Source organism: Cryobacterium sp. M23, from assembly GCF_002929655.1.
GTDB classification, from domain to species: Bacteria; Actinomycetota; Actinomycetes; order Actinomycetales; family Microbacteriaceae; genus Cryobacterium; species Cryobacterium sandaracinum.
The window spans coordinates 71686-86581 of sequence record NZ_PJJV01000079.1 but is presented as its reverse complement, the minus strand read 5'-3'; the positions used below and the strand labels follow the sequence as shown (position 1 = coordinate 86581).

Genomic DNA, 14896 nt, shown 5'->3' with positions numbered 1-14896 from the left:
TCATTGAGCGAGCTTTCACGGCACCATCACGTCGTAACAGCCGAGCAGCGTGTTCCCGCCCTGGCCCACGTTGATCCCGAACGCACACACGCTGTGCTTTCCGGGCATCAGATCAAAACGCTGGTCAATCCCATGGTTATCACCATAACCGGCAAAGATCCGACCGACATCCGGGCGGGACTTATCCGCCTTGATCGACTGACCCCTGCCATCGATGTAGACGTGCACATCGAGGGACGAAGCAGTCTCCGGATCAATGGTCCAGCCACGCAACTGCACCCCACCCGGGACCAGCGCCACATCCGTGCCGCCGAACGGGCTGCCGGCAGGGACCGTCACGTCATAGCAGCCGAGCAACGTGTTCCCGCCCTCGCCCACGTTGATCCCGAACGCACACACGCTGTGCTTTCCGGGCATCAGATCAAAACGCTGGTCAATCCCATGATTATCGCCATAACCGGCAAAAATCCGACCGACATCCGGGCGGGACTTATCCGCCTTGATCGACTGACCTCTGCCATCGATATAGACGTGCACATCGAGCGGGGCCGCAGTCTCCGGATCAATGGTCCAGCCACGCAACTGCACCCCACCCGGGAGCACCGCCACATCCGTGCCGCCGAACGGGCTGCCGGCAGGGACCGTCACGTCGTAGCAGCCGAGCAGCGTGTTCCCGCCCTGGCCCACATTGATCCCGAACGCACACACGCTGTGCTTTCCGGGCGCGAGATCAAAACGCTGATCAATGCCATGATTGTCACCGTAACCGGGGTAGGTTCGGCCGACATCCGGGCGGGCCTTGTCCGCCTTGATCGACTGACCTCTGCCGTCGATGTAGACGTGCACATCGAGCGGGGCCGCAGTCTCCGGGTCGATGGTCCAGCCCCGCAACTGCACCCCACCCGGGGCGACCGCCACCGCCGTGTCGCCGAACGGGCTGGCCTGGCTGACCTGGACCGTCCGGCAGCCGAAGGAGGTATTCGAACCGACGCCGACATTGATGGCATAGACGCAGATTTCGTGCGTTCCCGCATCGAGCGGGACCGTCCGTACGATTCCGTGATTGTCGCCGTACCCCGGGTACGCAGCTCCGACGTCGGGACGGCTCGAATCGGCCGGGAACGAGGTCAGGCCGCGTCCATCGGAGTAGACGTCGATCCGAACGGCACCCGTCGTGTCACGGTCGATGGCCCAGCCGCCGAGAGTGACCGCCCCGAAGACGGGCGTGACGTCAAAGCCGCCGATTGGATTTCTGCTTGCCGTGGGTGAACCGAACCAGTTCGAGTAGTGCACCCAAAAATTGCGGTTTCCATAGGCCGAGCAACCGTCCCCGGTTCCATCAAGGTTATTCAATGCTGCCGCGTTTGGCTGGTAAGGCGTGTAGTAGTACAGAGAGGCCGTTGCCCTGTTCGCGATGACTACTTCGCTTGACCCACAGGTTAAATCGGGGTGATAGCGCACGGCATTTTTCTGGCCGACTTTGATTGAAGTGTGCGAGCCTTCCGGGTTTCCATACCACCCCAATTGCCGCACGCCCGTCAATACCTGAATGAAGAAACCATAAAATGCGGAGTCACACTGCGAGGTATCAGGGCAGCCCTGCCCCATAGCTTTCCGAAGCACGGCACTTGTCGGAGCCTTGGCAATTTTACCTTCGACAAGCCCCTGCTCCTTTTGGAGCGTAGCCAGAATAACCTTGGCGCTGATTGCGCACGCCTGCTGGACCTTGTAGATGATTCTGGCCGCCGGCTCTCCTGCCTCGCCAAAATATGTGTTGCACGTACCGAAGCCAAGAGTGGTTGTCGGCGTGTCGACCTTCAAAATGTTCAGGCACAGCGAATTGGTGCAAGTTCCAATTTTCGCGTCCAGAAATTTCTGAATCTGTTCCTGCGACATGGCATCACGAGTGTAGAACTGCGAGTCGGAAATGATGTAACCCGGGTCGAACTCGGAGCCGGTCAACGCCTCCGCCCGCTGGGGAACCGCGACCACGACCGCACCGAGCAGCAGGAGGACTAGAGAAACCGCGCAGACACGAAACACAGCGGACAATTTCACGGTTTCCCCCATCATGGCCGACCACGAACGGAGAGACCGATCAAAGTGTACGGTGCGAACGGATACTTACCGGACCGACACGGCCCCTGACCCGATTCTCAGCCGCCGAGGCGAACTTCGCGTTTGCGGTCCAGCCGGGCCCGAAAACGTTCAACGACCGCCGTCGCCCCACCCTGGCGGAAGTAATAGGCGGCTCGATCCACGTCTCTCCGGATACCCGTATGCGGGCTGCGGCGCGTGGCCTCCAGCGGCTTAACCTTGGCACCTGTTCTCGTTCCGACATGGCCAGGAGGGAAGGCCTTGTCCGCCGCGTGAACGGGCTCACGGCAGAATTCGACCAGCGGTTCAAGAGCGCTCTCCCAGACGAACTCCGCACGCACGCGGTGCACGTTCGCGCGGGCGCTCTCAATCGCTGCGGGGTCATACAAGTAGCTCGCGAGGGCTGCAACGAGGGCGGACTGGTCCCGCTCGGGAATCGCCGCGCCCAACTTCTCCTTTTCGACGAGGTCACCGAAGGAGTCACCCTCAGTCGTGACGATCGGCAACCCGGCCCACAGGTAGTCCAGGATGCGTGTTCGGAACGAGAAGGTGGTTTCCACATGCTGAAAGTGGGTGGATACACCTAAGTTCGCCTCAAGCAGGTAGTTCTGGCGCTCATCGAACGGGACCCAGGACTCGTTGAAGAAGACGTGCTTATTCGTCATACCGAGCGACTCGGACAAGACCCGGGCCTCGGCGACGGCTTCCATCTCGGGAACGTCCGGGTTGGGATGTTTGACGCCCATGAAGAACAGCCGCACGTCGGGGTGTTCCACAGAGAGTTCCGCGACGGCGCGGATAAGCACTCCCGGGTCGAACCAGTTGTAAATTCCACCGCCCCAAATGATGATCTTGTCGTCCTGGCCGATGCCGGGCACGACCCCGCGGATGGCCGGCTCGGTCATCACCGGGTCGACGCTCGAGATACCGAACGGCGCTATCGCGAGGAGCGAGTCGAGCTCGCTGTCCCGAGAGTAGGTGTAAGCGTTGATTCGACCGAGAGCGGCGAGCTGGCCGAGCCAAAAGTGCCGCTGGCGTTCGCTGGCACAGAGGAAGAAGTCGCCGAGAAGCAGCTGGTGGTTGAGCGCATCCGTAGCGTCGTTGACCTGCTTGTTCCACAGCTCGAGGATCTTGCCCCGGCCCTGCTCGAGCTGTTCAAGGTGCAGCGGGTCATAGATGTCGACGACAATGACCTTGGTGGATGTGGCGAGCGCGGGGAACAAAGCGAGTGCGTGGCCCTGCACGATGATGATGTCAGCCCAGTGTTCGTGGGCCATCACGGAGCTCGGCCGGTGGTGCGAGATCAGGCCCACCTCGAAGGCCGGGTCGAGTGACTCGGCGTGCGTCATGCTGAGCAGGCGTACGTCGTGCTCGTTGGAGAGTAGCTTGGCAATGTTCCAAGCACGGATTGCCGGGCCGGCCATTTTCTTTCCGACGGAGTCACCCGTGATCACCAGGATGCGGCGCTTGGTTGGCGTCGCCAGCACGTTGAGGCTCGTGACGATCTTCTCGTAGCCGCGCAGGTACGTCTCGATCGGGTAAGCGGGCTCGTCAACGTTGCCGAAGAGGCCCTCGAGTTCGCGGTCCGTGCGGCGGCGCGAGGCCTGCACCTGGGCGCGGGCCAGCGTCATCTGCGGCAACAGCTCGACGAGCTGGTCGATCGCGAACATGCCCGCCATCGTCGACTTCGGCACAGGCATGGTTCCTTCGTCGTCTCCGCCGGGCTTGCGCAGGTCCAGCGAGGTCGAGTCAAGATTGCCGCGGCCGATTGCACGTCGGGTGGCGAGGAGCAACGCGCCCGGAAAGACCCGCGCGAGCGAGTCATCATCGAGGTTCTTGTACAGCGAATAGAGCGCGTTGCGCTCCAGTAGGTACTCCTCACGGAAGTTGCCGAACTTGTTCATCGACGCGTGGTGCTTGTGGTACGCAAGAGACTTGGGCTGAAATCGGAACCGGTAGCCGAGCAGATTCAGCCGCCAGCCGAGGTCGACGTCGTCGTAGAACATGAAGAAGTTGTCGTCGAACCCTCCGAGCTCCTCGAACACGTCAGCCTTGATGAACATGGCCGCGCCGGTTCCGAAGAGCACGTCCTTCTCTTCGTCCCAGATGCCGCGGTCCTTCTCGCCGGCGTGGGGCTTGTAGCCCATGCCGTACCAGGTGACGGCCGCGTCGAGATAGTCGACGTTGACGCCGTCCCAGTCGAGAACCTTGCTCGCCACAGCAGCGATGTCTGCACCCTGGGCAAATGTGGCGATGGCCTCGGAAATCCAGTCCGGGTGCGGCTTGGCGTCATTGTTCAGGAACGCAACGTATTCGCCGGTAGAGCGTTCGACACCGACGTTGCAGCCGCCTGTGAACCCGCGGTTTTCCTTGGATTCGACGATGGTCACCCGATCGGCCACAGCCTTGAGCGTGGCCATGCTGTCATCACCGGAGCCGTTTTCAACGACCACGATCTCGAGCAGTTCCATCGGCCAGTTCAGTCCGAACAGTCCTTCGATGCACTCGAGCGTGTCTTCCGCTCCACGAAAGTTGACCAGTACGACGGATACGACACCTGCACGTCGTTTCTTCATTTCTACCTCGCTCATTCCCGGCCGGAAGGCCTTGAAAACCTGAAAAATCGGGCGGATTGCCCTGGTCGCTTTTAGTCCCGTCGCAACAGCGCGGGCAAGCTACTCGCGCTCCTCGCTCTGCAGCGAGTCAAGGTAGGCCTTGATGGTCGGTTTTGCGTCGCCGACCATCACGAGCTCGCCCTTGCGCAGCCACGCTGCGGAATCGCACATGTCCTCCACTTGTCCCATGGAGTGGCTTACGAGCACGACGGTCTTTCCGGCGTCCTTGAAATCGATGAACTTCTGACGGCACTTGTCCTGGAAGCTGGCGTCGCCGACCGAAAGCACCTCGTCGACCACGAGCACGTCGGGCTCGACGTTGATCGCGATCGCGAACCCGAGTCGCACGTACATGCCGGACGAGTAGTTCTTCACCGGCTGGTCGATGAAGTTCTCTACCCCGGAGAAATCGACGATCTCGTCGAACTTACGGGTGATTTCCTTCTTCGACATGCCCAGGATTGACCCGTTCAAGAAGACATTCTCCCGGCCGGACAGTTCCGGGTGGAATCCCGAACCAACCTCGAGTAGGGCGGCGATGCGGCCCTTGTAGGAGATCGACCCCTTCTCGGGGTAGTAGATCTTGGCGAGGCACTTGAGTAACGTCGATTTGCCGGAACCGTTGCTGCCGATCAGGCCGAAGGTAGACCCAGTCGGAACGTCGAAGGTCACATCGGTCAGCGCCCAGAAGTCCTCGTGCACCGAACGCCGGCCACGCATGATGGCCGACTTGATGGACTGGTTGCGCTCGTGGTACAGGCGGAATCGCTTGCTGACGTTGTCAACGTGTACGGCACTGTCGATCATAGTAATTCAGCCAGTTTCTTTTCGCTGCGGCGGAAGACCCAGACGCCGACGACCATGGAGCCGAAGGCCCAGACCACGCAGAGAAGAACTTCTCGCCCGCTAGGCATCCGGTTGTCGTACATCAGGTTCCGGAAGATCATGACGAAGTGTTCGAGCGGGTTGATTTTGTAGATGTCCATGAGCGTGATTGGCGTTCCGAAGAGCCCACCGTTCGCATCCGATTGCACTTGCACCAGACTGATCGGGTAAATGATCGGGGTCAAGTAAAACCAGATCTGGAAGACGATGCCGACGAGGTACTGGGTATCGCGGAAGTGCACGTTGGCGACGGCGAGCATCAGCGAAAGTCCGGCAGCGAAGAACGCGAGCACGACCATCATCACTAGCGTGAACGGGATCCACGGCCAGATGAACGAGCCGCACAGCGCCAGCACGAGGATCAGTACGCCCATCTCCAGGAGCCAGTTGTAGCCGACAGAGCCGACCTTGGAGAGCGGCAGCACGATGCGGGAGAAATACACCTTCTGAACGAGGCCGGCATTGCCAATGATCGCCCCCATGCCCTGCTGCACGACGTTTGCGAAGAAGGACCATGGCAGCAGGCCGCACATCAGCCAGACAGCGAAGACGTCGAGGCCGCTGGGGTTTCCGGGCTCGGGTTCCACCCTCAGGAAGAAGCCGAACACGAGCGTGTAGACAAGCATCGTGGCTAGCGGGTTCACCAAGGACCATAGCTGCCCGAAGACGGTTCGCTTGTATTGGCCTCTGATCTCCCGGAGGGTGAGATTGGCCAAGAGTTCCCGCGAAGCGAAAACTTCGTTCAGATATCGCATGTAACCTCGCTGAGTGGCCGATCGGTATGGCCGCAGACCAACCTAGCCTAGAAGTATGGTGAATGAAGATATGGCCATTTCATCTGACACGCCTCCACGCGACACGCTGGTCGCAGTCGTCACCGTCAGCTTCGGCTCCGAAGACGTGCTCCGCCCCTTCCTCGCTTCCCTTCCAGCCGCATCCGCGCATCCACTGACGGTCGTCGTCATTGACAACAAGGCGGATGCCGCCGGAAACACCGTCCGCTCCCTCGCCTCTGCCGCTGGGGCCACGTACCTGCGTCTCGACGCGAATCACGGCTACGGCGGTGCCATCAACCGCGCGGTCGCAAGCCTGCCCGGCGACATCGAGTGGATCGTCGTGAGCAACCCCGACGTCACCGTCACTGCCGGCGCCATCGATACCCTGCTCGAGAGCGTGCGCGGCCAGGACCTCGTAGCCGCAGTCGGCCCGCGCATCCTCTCAGCCGACGGATCCCTTTACCCATCGGCGCGCTCGATCCCCTCGCTGGGTTCAGGAGTCGGGCATGCGCTCTTCGGTACCCTGTGGCCGAACAATCCCTGGACGCGTGGCTACCGCCGTGAGACCGGAGAAGCGGCCGTGCGACGAGATGCCGGCTGGCTGTCCGGGGCGTTCTTGATCGTGCGGCGGTCGGTGTTTGAACGGCTGGGCGGTTTCGACGAGAGCTACTTCATGTACTTCGAAGACGTGGATCTCGGTTACCGTATCGGCCGGTTGGGGCTGCGCAACGTCTATGAGCCGGCGGCTACTGTCGTGCACACCGGTGCACACTCCACCAACACCGACTCCCGGCGGATGTCTCGCGCGCACCACGACAGCGCGCGGCGCTTCCTCACCCGCAAGTACTCCGGGCCGTTACTCTGGCCGGTGCGCGCCGCCCTGAACCTCGCCTTGCTTGTGCGCTCACGCCTCGTGGAGCGTCGAATCTCGCACTGAGGTCGGCCAACCTTGGGTCAGGCGTCGTGCGCCGGGCCGCCAAGTCGCTTTGCCCCACGGGAGAGGGATCGCATCGGCCGAGTAATTCGCCACGACCGGCTGCCGGCGATCTCGTCGATCGTATCCCGGAGCGCGTCGTTCTCCTCCTGACGCCGTCGGTTTTCGGCCTCCCCCGCTTCGCGGGCCAGCCGGGCCTGTTGCAGTTCGGCGCGCAGCTCGTCTTCGACCGCGCGCAGTTCGCCGGACCGGCCGCATTCGGCATTGATATCGGCCTCGAGCCCGCGAATCCGGTCGGTCTCCCGCCCGAGCCGCAGCTCGTAGTCTCTGACCGCCCCGATCATCGCGGCACGCTGGCGATCCAGCTGGTGCAGCAGTAACACGCTGGTCGTGCCGTTGTCGAAGTCAGCGCCGCCGCCGGTGCCGGCACTGTCCCCGATCGGCGGGAGCCTGTCGCTCACAGGAACTCCTCGACCAAGGCGCACGTTGATCGGTCGGCCAGCCGGGCGAGGTCGGCAGAAGCCTGAACCGCGGCGGGTCGGGAGGCGATCGCGATCGCCTCCGAGACGGCGGCGCCGAGGTTCTCGATTCCGACGCCCACCGGAAACACGGAGTCCCATGTCGCCGCGTAGGTCTCCACCTTGGCGTTCGTCAGGCTAACCCGGGGCAGCCCGAAGGACCCCGAGATGATGCGGCCGTGAAGAGACGACCCGACCCACAGCTGCGAACGGGCGATGAAGGAGGCGAGGGCGACGGGGCGACGGCTCTTCATTGTCATCGGCACCAGATTCGGCGAGATGCGTTTGAGTGTGGCGGTGATTTCCGCGTACTGGTCGGCGCGGTCGTGGTGCCGGGCGGTTCCAGCCAAGAAGAATGCCGGCCTCCAGCCTGTTACCGCAGCCACCGAGGCGAGCGCCTGCGCGATCGCTTCCGCACCGTACTCGAGGATCAGGTGCGCGTTGCACTGGAAGACGAAGAACGGGGTCGCCCCCGCCGAGCTAGGCAGGGCGAGTTCGGGATGCCGCAGGCTGATCGCGTGCACCATGTCCGGCACCAGCCGCGCCGGTGTGCCGATCGAACCCGCCACCTCGAGAGAGGCGCTGTCTCGCACGACCACCTCGGCGGCACCCCTGATGACAGGGATAGCGGGGTCGGCGACGGTTCCTGCGCCGGCCGCCGTGATCGCCGGGCGCAGGTTGCCCAAGCCAACGGAGTTCAGCACGAGAGGCGTATCGGCGTTCGCAGGAAAGCGTGACAGCACCGGCAGGTAGGCCGGGGCGTCCGCCCCCGCGCCCGAAAGGAAGCGTGCAATAAGTTCCTTGCCGCGCATGCCCGCACCGTCGAAGACGCTGCCGTCCTCGTCACTGAGCGACATCGCCAGCGCCCCGCGGGTGTCGACACCGCCGATCTCGCCGCCGACGACCCAGACCAGATCGAAGGCGCGGGTGGCGAGCAGGTCGTTGTGCGGGTGCACACGGATTCCGATGAGTCGAGTCATGTCGGCCCCGATGACACTGCCGGCCAGCACAGTGTGCCCGTCGAAGTATTCCCGAGTGAGCTCGTAGAAGAGTAGGTCACCAAAGTTGTCTCGCTCGTACGCGCCGACGAGCAGCACCTGGGCAGTCATACTGGATTTGGACAAAAAGTGGGTGGTCCCTTCGCGTACGCCCCCCAACGAATCAATTACTCTAGCCGAAGCCACGCCGACGGCGTATTCCGGGCGAATCCTGCTCAGGGTCGGCTGTCCCGGCGCGCTGACCACAGTCGGATCACGATCAGTTCCGCAGCACAATCGACCTCAGGCTTTACCGCCCCTTGCTGGCTATCGGCACGTCCAGCTGAGCTAGCCTGCCGGCTAGTCTTAGCCCTGCCAGACGAGTGTCATCAGGTAGGAGCCATAGCCGCTCTTGACCAGGGGGGCGGCGAGCTTAGCAAGTTGAGCGTCGTCAATCCAGCCCGCGCGCCAGGCGATTTCCTCGATGCAGCCGACCTTGAAGCCCTGGCGGTCTTCGATCACGCGCACGTACTCAGAGGCCTGCATCATGGACTCGAATGTCCCGGTGTCCAACCAGGCTGTGCCACGGTCGAGCACCTGCACGTGCAGGTCGCCCTGCTGCAGGTACCGTTCGTTGATCGTAGAGATCTCGAGTTCGCCACGCGCAGAGGGCTCGATGGTCTTCGCGATCTCGACGACCCGGTTGTCGTAGAAGTAGAGGCCGGGAACGGCGTAGTTGCTCTTGGGCTTGAGCGGCTTCTCTTCAATCGAAAGCGCTGTCATCGACTTGTCGAACTCGACGACGCCATAGGCGTGCGGGTTGGATACGTGGTAGGCGAAGATGCGTGCACCCTCGAGTGTTGCGTTGCCACGGAGGGCAGAACCCAGGCCCGCACCGTGGAAAATGTTGTCGCCGAGAACGAGCGCCACGCTCTGATCGCCGATGAAGTCCTCACCGATGATGAATGCCTGTGCGAGGCCGTCGGGAGATTCCTGCACCGCGTACTCGATGTGAATGCCGAGCTCGGAGCCGTCGCCGAGCAGCGCCTGAAATTGCTGGTTGTACTCCGGCGTCGTGATGATCAGGATTTCCTTGATGTCCGCCATCATCAGCGTCGACAGGGGGTAATAGATCATCGGCTTGTCGTAAATGGGCATCAGCTGCTTGGAGATGCCCTTGGTGATGGGCCACAGGCGGGTGCCAGAGCCGCCGGCGAGGATGATTCCACGCATTGTTACTTTCCTTCGTTCAGGGAGGTGTAGAACGCCCGGGCGTCGGCCCAGGTGGGCAGCAGGCCGCTGGCAGCGGCTTCGGTCAGGCTTGGGGCGTCCGTGTCCTTTGGGGACAGAAGCAGTTCTCCGGCTTCGGGCGGGAAGACCAGGCCGATGTCCGAGTCGAGGGGGTTGATGCCGTGCTCGCGTCCCGGGTTGAACGGGGCGGTGACCAGGTAGCTGACCGTGGCATTGTCGGTGAGTGCCACGAAGCAGTGACCGAGGCCCTCGGCGATGTAGATCGCGCGGCGGTCGGTGTCATCGAGCAGAACGCTGTCCCACTGGCCGAAGGTCGGGGAGCCCACACGGATGTCGATGACGAAGTCGAGCACAGCGCCGTGCGCGGCCGTGACGTACTTAGCCTGGCTCGGCGGGATGTCGGCGAAGTGGATGCCACGCACGGAACCGCGCTTGGACACCGACGTGTTGGCCTGGGCGATCTCGAGGCGATGCCCGATCGTCTCCTCAAGACGGTCGAAGCGGTACCACTCGAGGAAAACCCCCCGGTCGTCCCCAAACTGCCTGGGAGTGATTTCGTAGGAATCAGGGATGGAGAGTTCGCGGATCTTCACGGTTGGCAGTCTACCCATCGGGCTCAGGCTAAGAGCACGGCCAGTCAGCCCCGGGGGCGACGGACCGCGGCGCTCAGAAGGCGAAGCGGCCTCGTGACTTTCCAGCTCGTGCTCTGGTGAATCCTCTTGATCTGATCCAGCAGGCCAAGGCGCTCGCTCGCATACACCGCAATGACGCGGTCTTGTTCATCGCTTTGCTGCCCAGCGACTTCCAGTCCGGCCTTCACTGATGCCAGGTCACCCTTCACGGATGCCAGCTCACCCTTTACGGCTTCCAGCTCCCCCTTGAGCAGAGGCACTTCTGCTGCTCGCACACCCCGGTCATACAGTTCACCGATAGCTGCCCCTCGCAACTCGTAGAACTCCTTGATCTCACTCGCCTTCACGAGGCCCACCTCGAGGAATTCGTGCAGGCGCTGAGGTATGTCGCCACCGACCGCCAACACGCCTAATCCATGACCGTGGTCAAAAGCGAACGACGGATATTGCGCGGTGAGCTCTTTCCAGAATCGCCACACACCGAAACCCTCCTGGTGCTCCGCGATATCGTGAAAAATCACGACGCCCCGATTTGTGAGCTTCGGGCGCCAAGCCTCGAAATCGTGACGCACGTCGTCGTACCCGTGCCTGCCGTCGATGTGGAGGAGATCGATTGAGCCGTCCGGAATCGATTCGAGGCTGTCATCAAAATAACCGCGCAGCAGTGTTGAGAAGGCAGAGTAGTCAGCTCCATTGATCGTGCTGACGCTTTCGTAGACCTCAGAGCCATAGAATCCGGCTTGATCATCACCCTGCCAGCTGTCAAGTGCGAAGGTCTTGGCAAGCAACCCCAATCGAGCGATTGCTTCGCAGAAGACAAAATACGAGAAGCCGTTGTGCGTGCCGAGTTCGGCAATAGCGGTCGGCCTAATTGCATCCACCAGCCAGAATGCGAACGGGGCATGCTCCAACCAAGCTGACTCGACAAAATGGCGCGGAATCCAGTACGACGTGTCGCTGATCCAGGAAGCAGAAGGTCGAGTATCACCTTCCAGACCATTCGAGTCTGACCGGATTTCATCCACGTTTGAGCCCTCCAATATTAATGCACGGCAAGCAACTGCTTCCCTGATTGAGGCTATCAGTCCCAGTTGTCGTGGCCTGGGCGGTCGAAGATACGGCAGTTGAGCTCTTGCTGTCGGCCGTTTCCCCAAGCGCGTTCCGGTAGAATCGCGGGGGCACTTTCATCAAACGGAACGGTTACCTCCATATGAAGATCCTCGTCACCGGCGGAGCCGGTTTCATCGGCTCGAACTTTGTTCGGCGCACCCTCGAAGACGCCTACCCGGGCCTCGAAGGAGCCGAGGTCGTCGTGCTCGACGCCCTCACCTACTCGGGCAACCTCGAGAACCTGGCCCCGGTCGCCGGGTCCCCGCGTTACTCGTTCGTGCACGGCGACATCCGTGACGCCGCACTGCTCGACGAGCTCTTCCCCTCTCTCGACGCCGTGGTGCACTTCGCCGCAGAATCCCACGTGGACCGCTCCGTGCGCGACGCGTCGATCTTCGTCGAGACGAACGTGCTCGGCACCCAGCAGCTGCTCGACGCAGCGCTCCGCCACGACCTGGCCCGGTTCGTGCACGTCTCCACCGACGAGGTCTACGGCTCCATCGCCGAGGGATCGTGGAACGAGGAGCGCGCGCTGGAGCCGAACTCCCCCTACTCCGCGTCGAAGGCCGGCAGCGACCTGCTCGCGCGCAGCTACCACCGCACGCACGGTCTGAATATCTCGATCACGCGCTGCTCGAACAACTACGGGCCGTACCACTTCCCGGAGAAGGTCATCCCGCTGTTCGTCACCAACCTGATCGACGGCTTGCACGTTCCCCTCTATGGCGAGGGAAACAACATCCGTGACTGGCTGCACGTGGACGACCACACTCGCGCCATCGCGATGGTGCTCGTCGGCGGCCGCGCCGGTGAGATCTACAACATCGGCGGCGGCACCGAGCTGACCAATAAGGAGCTCACGCAGATGCTGCTCGACTCCACCGGCAAGGACTGGTCCTACGTCGACCGCGTCGCCGACCGCCTCGGCCACGACCTGCGCTACTCCGTGGATATCTCGAAGATCCAGGCCGAACTCGGCTACGCGCCCCTCGTTCCGTTCGAGCAGGGGCTCGCGGACGTCGTGCAGTGGTACCGCGACAACCGCACCTGGTGGGAGCCGCTCAAGGCCCGTGCGGCATTGAGCTGATGACCCGCTATCTGATCACCGGCGCGGCCGGGATGCTCGGACGCGACCTGCAGGCCATGCTCGCCGGCCGCGACGTCACAGCGTTCGACCGCACCGACCTGGACATCACCGACCGGGCCGCGGTTCTGGCTCAGGTCGTCGGCTACGACGTCATCATCAACGCCGCCGCATACACGCAGGTGGACGACGCCGAGACGAATGAGGATGCCGCGTACGCGATCAACGCGACCGGCCCCCACAACCTGGCGCTGGCCGCATCCGCCACCGGGGCGAAGCTCGTGCAGATCTCGACCGACTACGTGTTCGATGGCAGCGCCACCGCGCCCTACGCGGAGGACACCGAGATCGACCCGATCTCCGCCTACGGCCGCACCAAGGCCGCCGGCGAGGCGTTCGTGCTGCAGGAACACCCGGCGGGCAGCTACATCGTGCGCACGGCCTGGCTCTACGGCCAACACGGCCCGAACTTCCCCAAGACCATGCTGAAGCTGGCTGCAGCCCGCGACACCCTCAGCGTCGTCGACGACCAGGTCGGTCAGCCAACCTGGACCGCTGACCTGGCCGCGCAGATCGTCGCCTTGCTCGATTCCGACGCCCCCGCCGGCATCTACCACGGCACCAGCTCCGGAGTGACGAGCTGGTTCGGCTTCGCCCGTGCCGTCTTCGCCACAGCCGGCCTTGACCCTGAACGGGTCACCCCGACCGACAGTTCGCAGTTCGTGCGCCCGGCCCCCCGGCCCTCGTATTCGGTGCTCGGCCACGATGCCTGGGCTGCCGCCGGGCTGTCCCCCATTCGCGATTGGCGCGAGGCTCTGGCCGCGGCGGCCGAGCAGGGGATCTTCGCGGACCAATGACCACACTGAGAGTCGTCCTGGACCAGATGATTGCGCCGGTCCCGGGCGGCATCGGGCGTTACACCGAAGAACTGACCCGGGCCCTGATCGCGGCGGCGCCGGCCGATTGCGACGTCGAAGGAATCGTGTCGTCGTCGTCGGCCGAGCACTACGCCAGGGTCGAGGCGTCCCTGCCGGGTCTGGCCAGTCTGCACAAGACCACCTTGCCGCGGCGCGAGCTCACGGCGGCCTGGCAACTGGGCATAGCCAACAGTTCCGGGTCGGGCATGATCCATGCCCCCTCCCTGCTGGCGCCTCTGCGCAAGCACAGCATCGTCAACGACGGCACCCAGGTGACCGTCACCATTCACGACGTGCTGGCCTGGACGCATCCGGAGGCGCTCACTCCGGCGACCGTCGCCTGGACGAAGGTCATGGTCAAACGCGCCCGCAAACACGCGGATGCGATCGTGGTCCCCAGCCACGCCGTGGCCCACCAGCTCGCGAACATCGTCGACCTCGGCGACCGCGTGCGGGTGATCGGCGGCGGAATCGGCAGCGGCCTCCGCCTTCCGTCGAACTCCTCCGCGACGGAGATCATCGCGGAACGCCTGGCGTTGCCGAACGAGTACATCGTCACCGTCGGCACGCTCGAGCCGCGGAAGGCCATCACGGCGCTGATCACCGCCCTGGGCCTGCCGGGAGCGCCGGATCTCCCGCTGATCGTTCTGGGACCGGCCGCCTGGGGTGAGCTCGACGTGGCATCCGTCGCCGACGAGGCCGGCCTCCCGTGGGGCCGGGTGCGCGCCCTGAACGGGCTGACCGACGAAGAGTTGGCCGTGGTCATCTCCCGGGCGGCCGTGTTCGTCTACCCCAGCCGGGAAGAAGGCTTCGCCGGGCCGATGATCCAAGCGTTTTACCTGGGCACCCCGGTCGTGCATTCGGACGCCCCGGCCCTGGTCGAGGCCGCCGGCGACGCGGGGCTGGTCGTCGAGCGTGAGGATGCATCCGGGTACCCCGAGCGATTGGCTGCGGCCGTCACCCAGGTGCTGAGCGACACCACTCTCGCAAACCGGCTGCGCATCTTCGGTAGCGATCGAGCCCAGGCCTTCACCTGGCGCGATTCCGCCGAGCGCATCTGGCTGCTGCACGCGGACCTGTAACAGCACCACCGAATCCGG

13 protein-coding genes are annotated in these 14896 nt (G+C 63.2%); 4 read left to right on the top strand and 9 right to left on the bottom strand.

All coding sequences use genetic code 11. The features are described from left to right. Window positions 1-15: 15 nt before the first annotated feature. The 4 genes from CXY82_RS17120 to CXY82_RS13675 form a co-directional block, all read right to left on the bottom strand. On the bottom strand, window positions 16-2073 hold the full coding sequence (locus CXY82_RS17120) for a hypothetical protein (protein WP_146067645.1): 2058 nt from the start codon (window positions 2071-2073) through the stop codon (window positions 16-18). A gap of 83 nt (window positions 2074-2156) precedes the next feature. Beyond that, on the bottom strand, window positions 2157-4673 hold the full coding sequence (locus tag CXY82_RS13685; RefSeq protein ID WP_104171396.1) for a glycosyltransferase: 2517 nt from the start codon (window positions 4671-4673) through the stop codon (window positions 2157-2159). Between the two features lie 99 nt (window positions 4674-4772). Beyond that, on the bottom strand, window positions 4773-5519 hold the full coding sequence (locus tag CXY82_RS13680) for an ABC transporter ATP-binding protein (RefSeq protein ID WP_104171395.1): 747 nt from the start codon (window positions 5517-5519) through the stop codon (window positions 4773-4775). After that, complete coding sequence (locus CXY82_RS13675) at window positions 5516-6352, bottom strand: ABC transporter permease (protein WP_104171394.1); 837 nt, start codon at window positions 6350-6352, stop codon at window positions 5516-5518. Before CXY82_RS13675 ends, CXY82_RS13680 begins: the two co-directional genes overlap by 4 nt. A gap of 55 nt (window positions 6353-6407) precedes the next feature. Here CXY82_RS13675 and CXY82_RS13670 point away from each other — a divergent pair, with 55 nt between their 5' ends. Next, window positions 6408-7310, top strand: a complete 903-nt coding sequence (locus CXY82_RS13670; protein ID WP_233194041.1) for a glycosyltransferase family 2 protein — start codon at window positions 6408-6410, stop codon at window positions 7308-7310. A gap of 17 nt (window positions 7311-7327) precedes the next feature. On the opposite strand, the gene CXY82_RS13665 is transcribed toward CXY82_RS13670, so the two are convergent. From CXY82_RS13665 to CXY82_RS13645, 5 genes are all read right to left on the bottom strand, one after another. Then, window positions 7328-7768, bottom strand: coding sequence for a hypothetical protein (locus CXY82_RS13665; RefSeq protein ID WP_104171392.1), 441 nt, complete (start codon window positions 7766-7768; stop codon window positions 7328-7330). Then, window positions 7765-8934: a polysaccharide pyruvyl transferase family protein gene (locus CXY82_RS13660; RefSeq protein WP_104171391.1), complete on the bottom strand. Its 1170-nt coding sequence runs from the start codon at window positions 8932-8934 to the stop codon at window positions 7765-7767. The genes CXY82_RS13665 and CXY82_RS13660 overlap by 4 nt, the downstream gene beginning before the upstream one ends. Window positions 8935-9168: 234 nt before the next feature. Continuing rightward, window positions 9169-10035 carry a glucose-1-phosphate thymidylyltransferase RfbA gene (gene rfbA, locus CXY82_RS13655; protein WP_104171390.1) on the bottom strand — a complete coding sequence of 289 codons (867 nt, stop codon included), beginning with the start codon at window positions 10033-10035 and terminating at the stop codon, window positions 9169-9171. Between the two features lie 2 nt (window positions 10036-10037). Next, the gene (locus tag CXY82_RS13650) at window positions 10038-10646 is read right to left on the bottom strand and encodes a dTDP-4-dehydrorhamnose 3,5-epimerase family protein (protein WP_104171389.1); all 609 of its coding nucleotides are present in this window, start codon (window positions 10644-10646) and stop codon (window positions 10038-10040) included. A 44-nt stretch (window positions 10647-10690) separates the two neighbouring features. Beyond that, complete coding sequence (locus CXY82_RS13645) at window positions 10691-11710, bottom strand: class I SAM-dependent methyltransferase (protein WP_158252192.1); 1020 nt, start codon at window positions 11708-11710, stop codon at window positions 10691-10693. Between the two features lie 185 nt (window positions 11711-11895). On the opposite strand from CXY82_RS13645, the gene rfbB reads away from it, so the two are divergent. The 3 genes from rfbB to CXY82_RS13630 are packed head-to-tail and all read left to right on the top strand — an operon-like array spanning window position 11896 to window position 14878. Next, window positions 11896-12882, top strand: coding sequence for a dTDP-glucose 4,6-dehydratase (gene rfbB / locus CXY82_RS13640; RefSeq protein WP_104100325.1), 987 nt, complete (start codon window positions 11896-11898; stop codon window positions 12880-12882). Further along, complete coding sequence (gene rfbD, locus CXY82_RS13635) at window positions 12882-13736, top strand: dTDP-4-dehydrorhamnose reductase (RefSeq protein WP_104171387.1); 855 nt, start codon at window positions 12882-12884, stop codon at window positions 13734-13736. Before rfbB ends, rfbD begins: the two co-directional genes overlap by 1 nt. Continuing rightward, entirely contained in the window at window positions 13733-14878 is a 1146-nt protein-coding gene (locus CXY82_RS13630; protein ID WP_104171386.1) for a glycosyltransferase family 1 protein, read from the top strand. The genes rfbD and CXY82_RS13630 overlap by 4 nt, the downstream gene beginning before the upstream one ends. The last annotated feature ends 18 nt before the right edge of the window (window positions 14879-14896 follow it).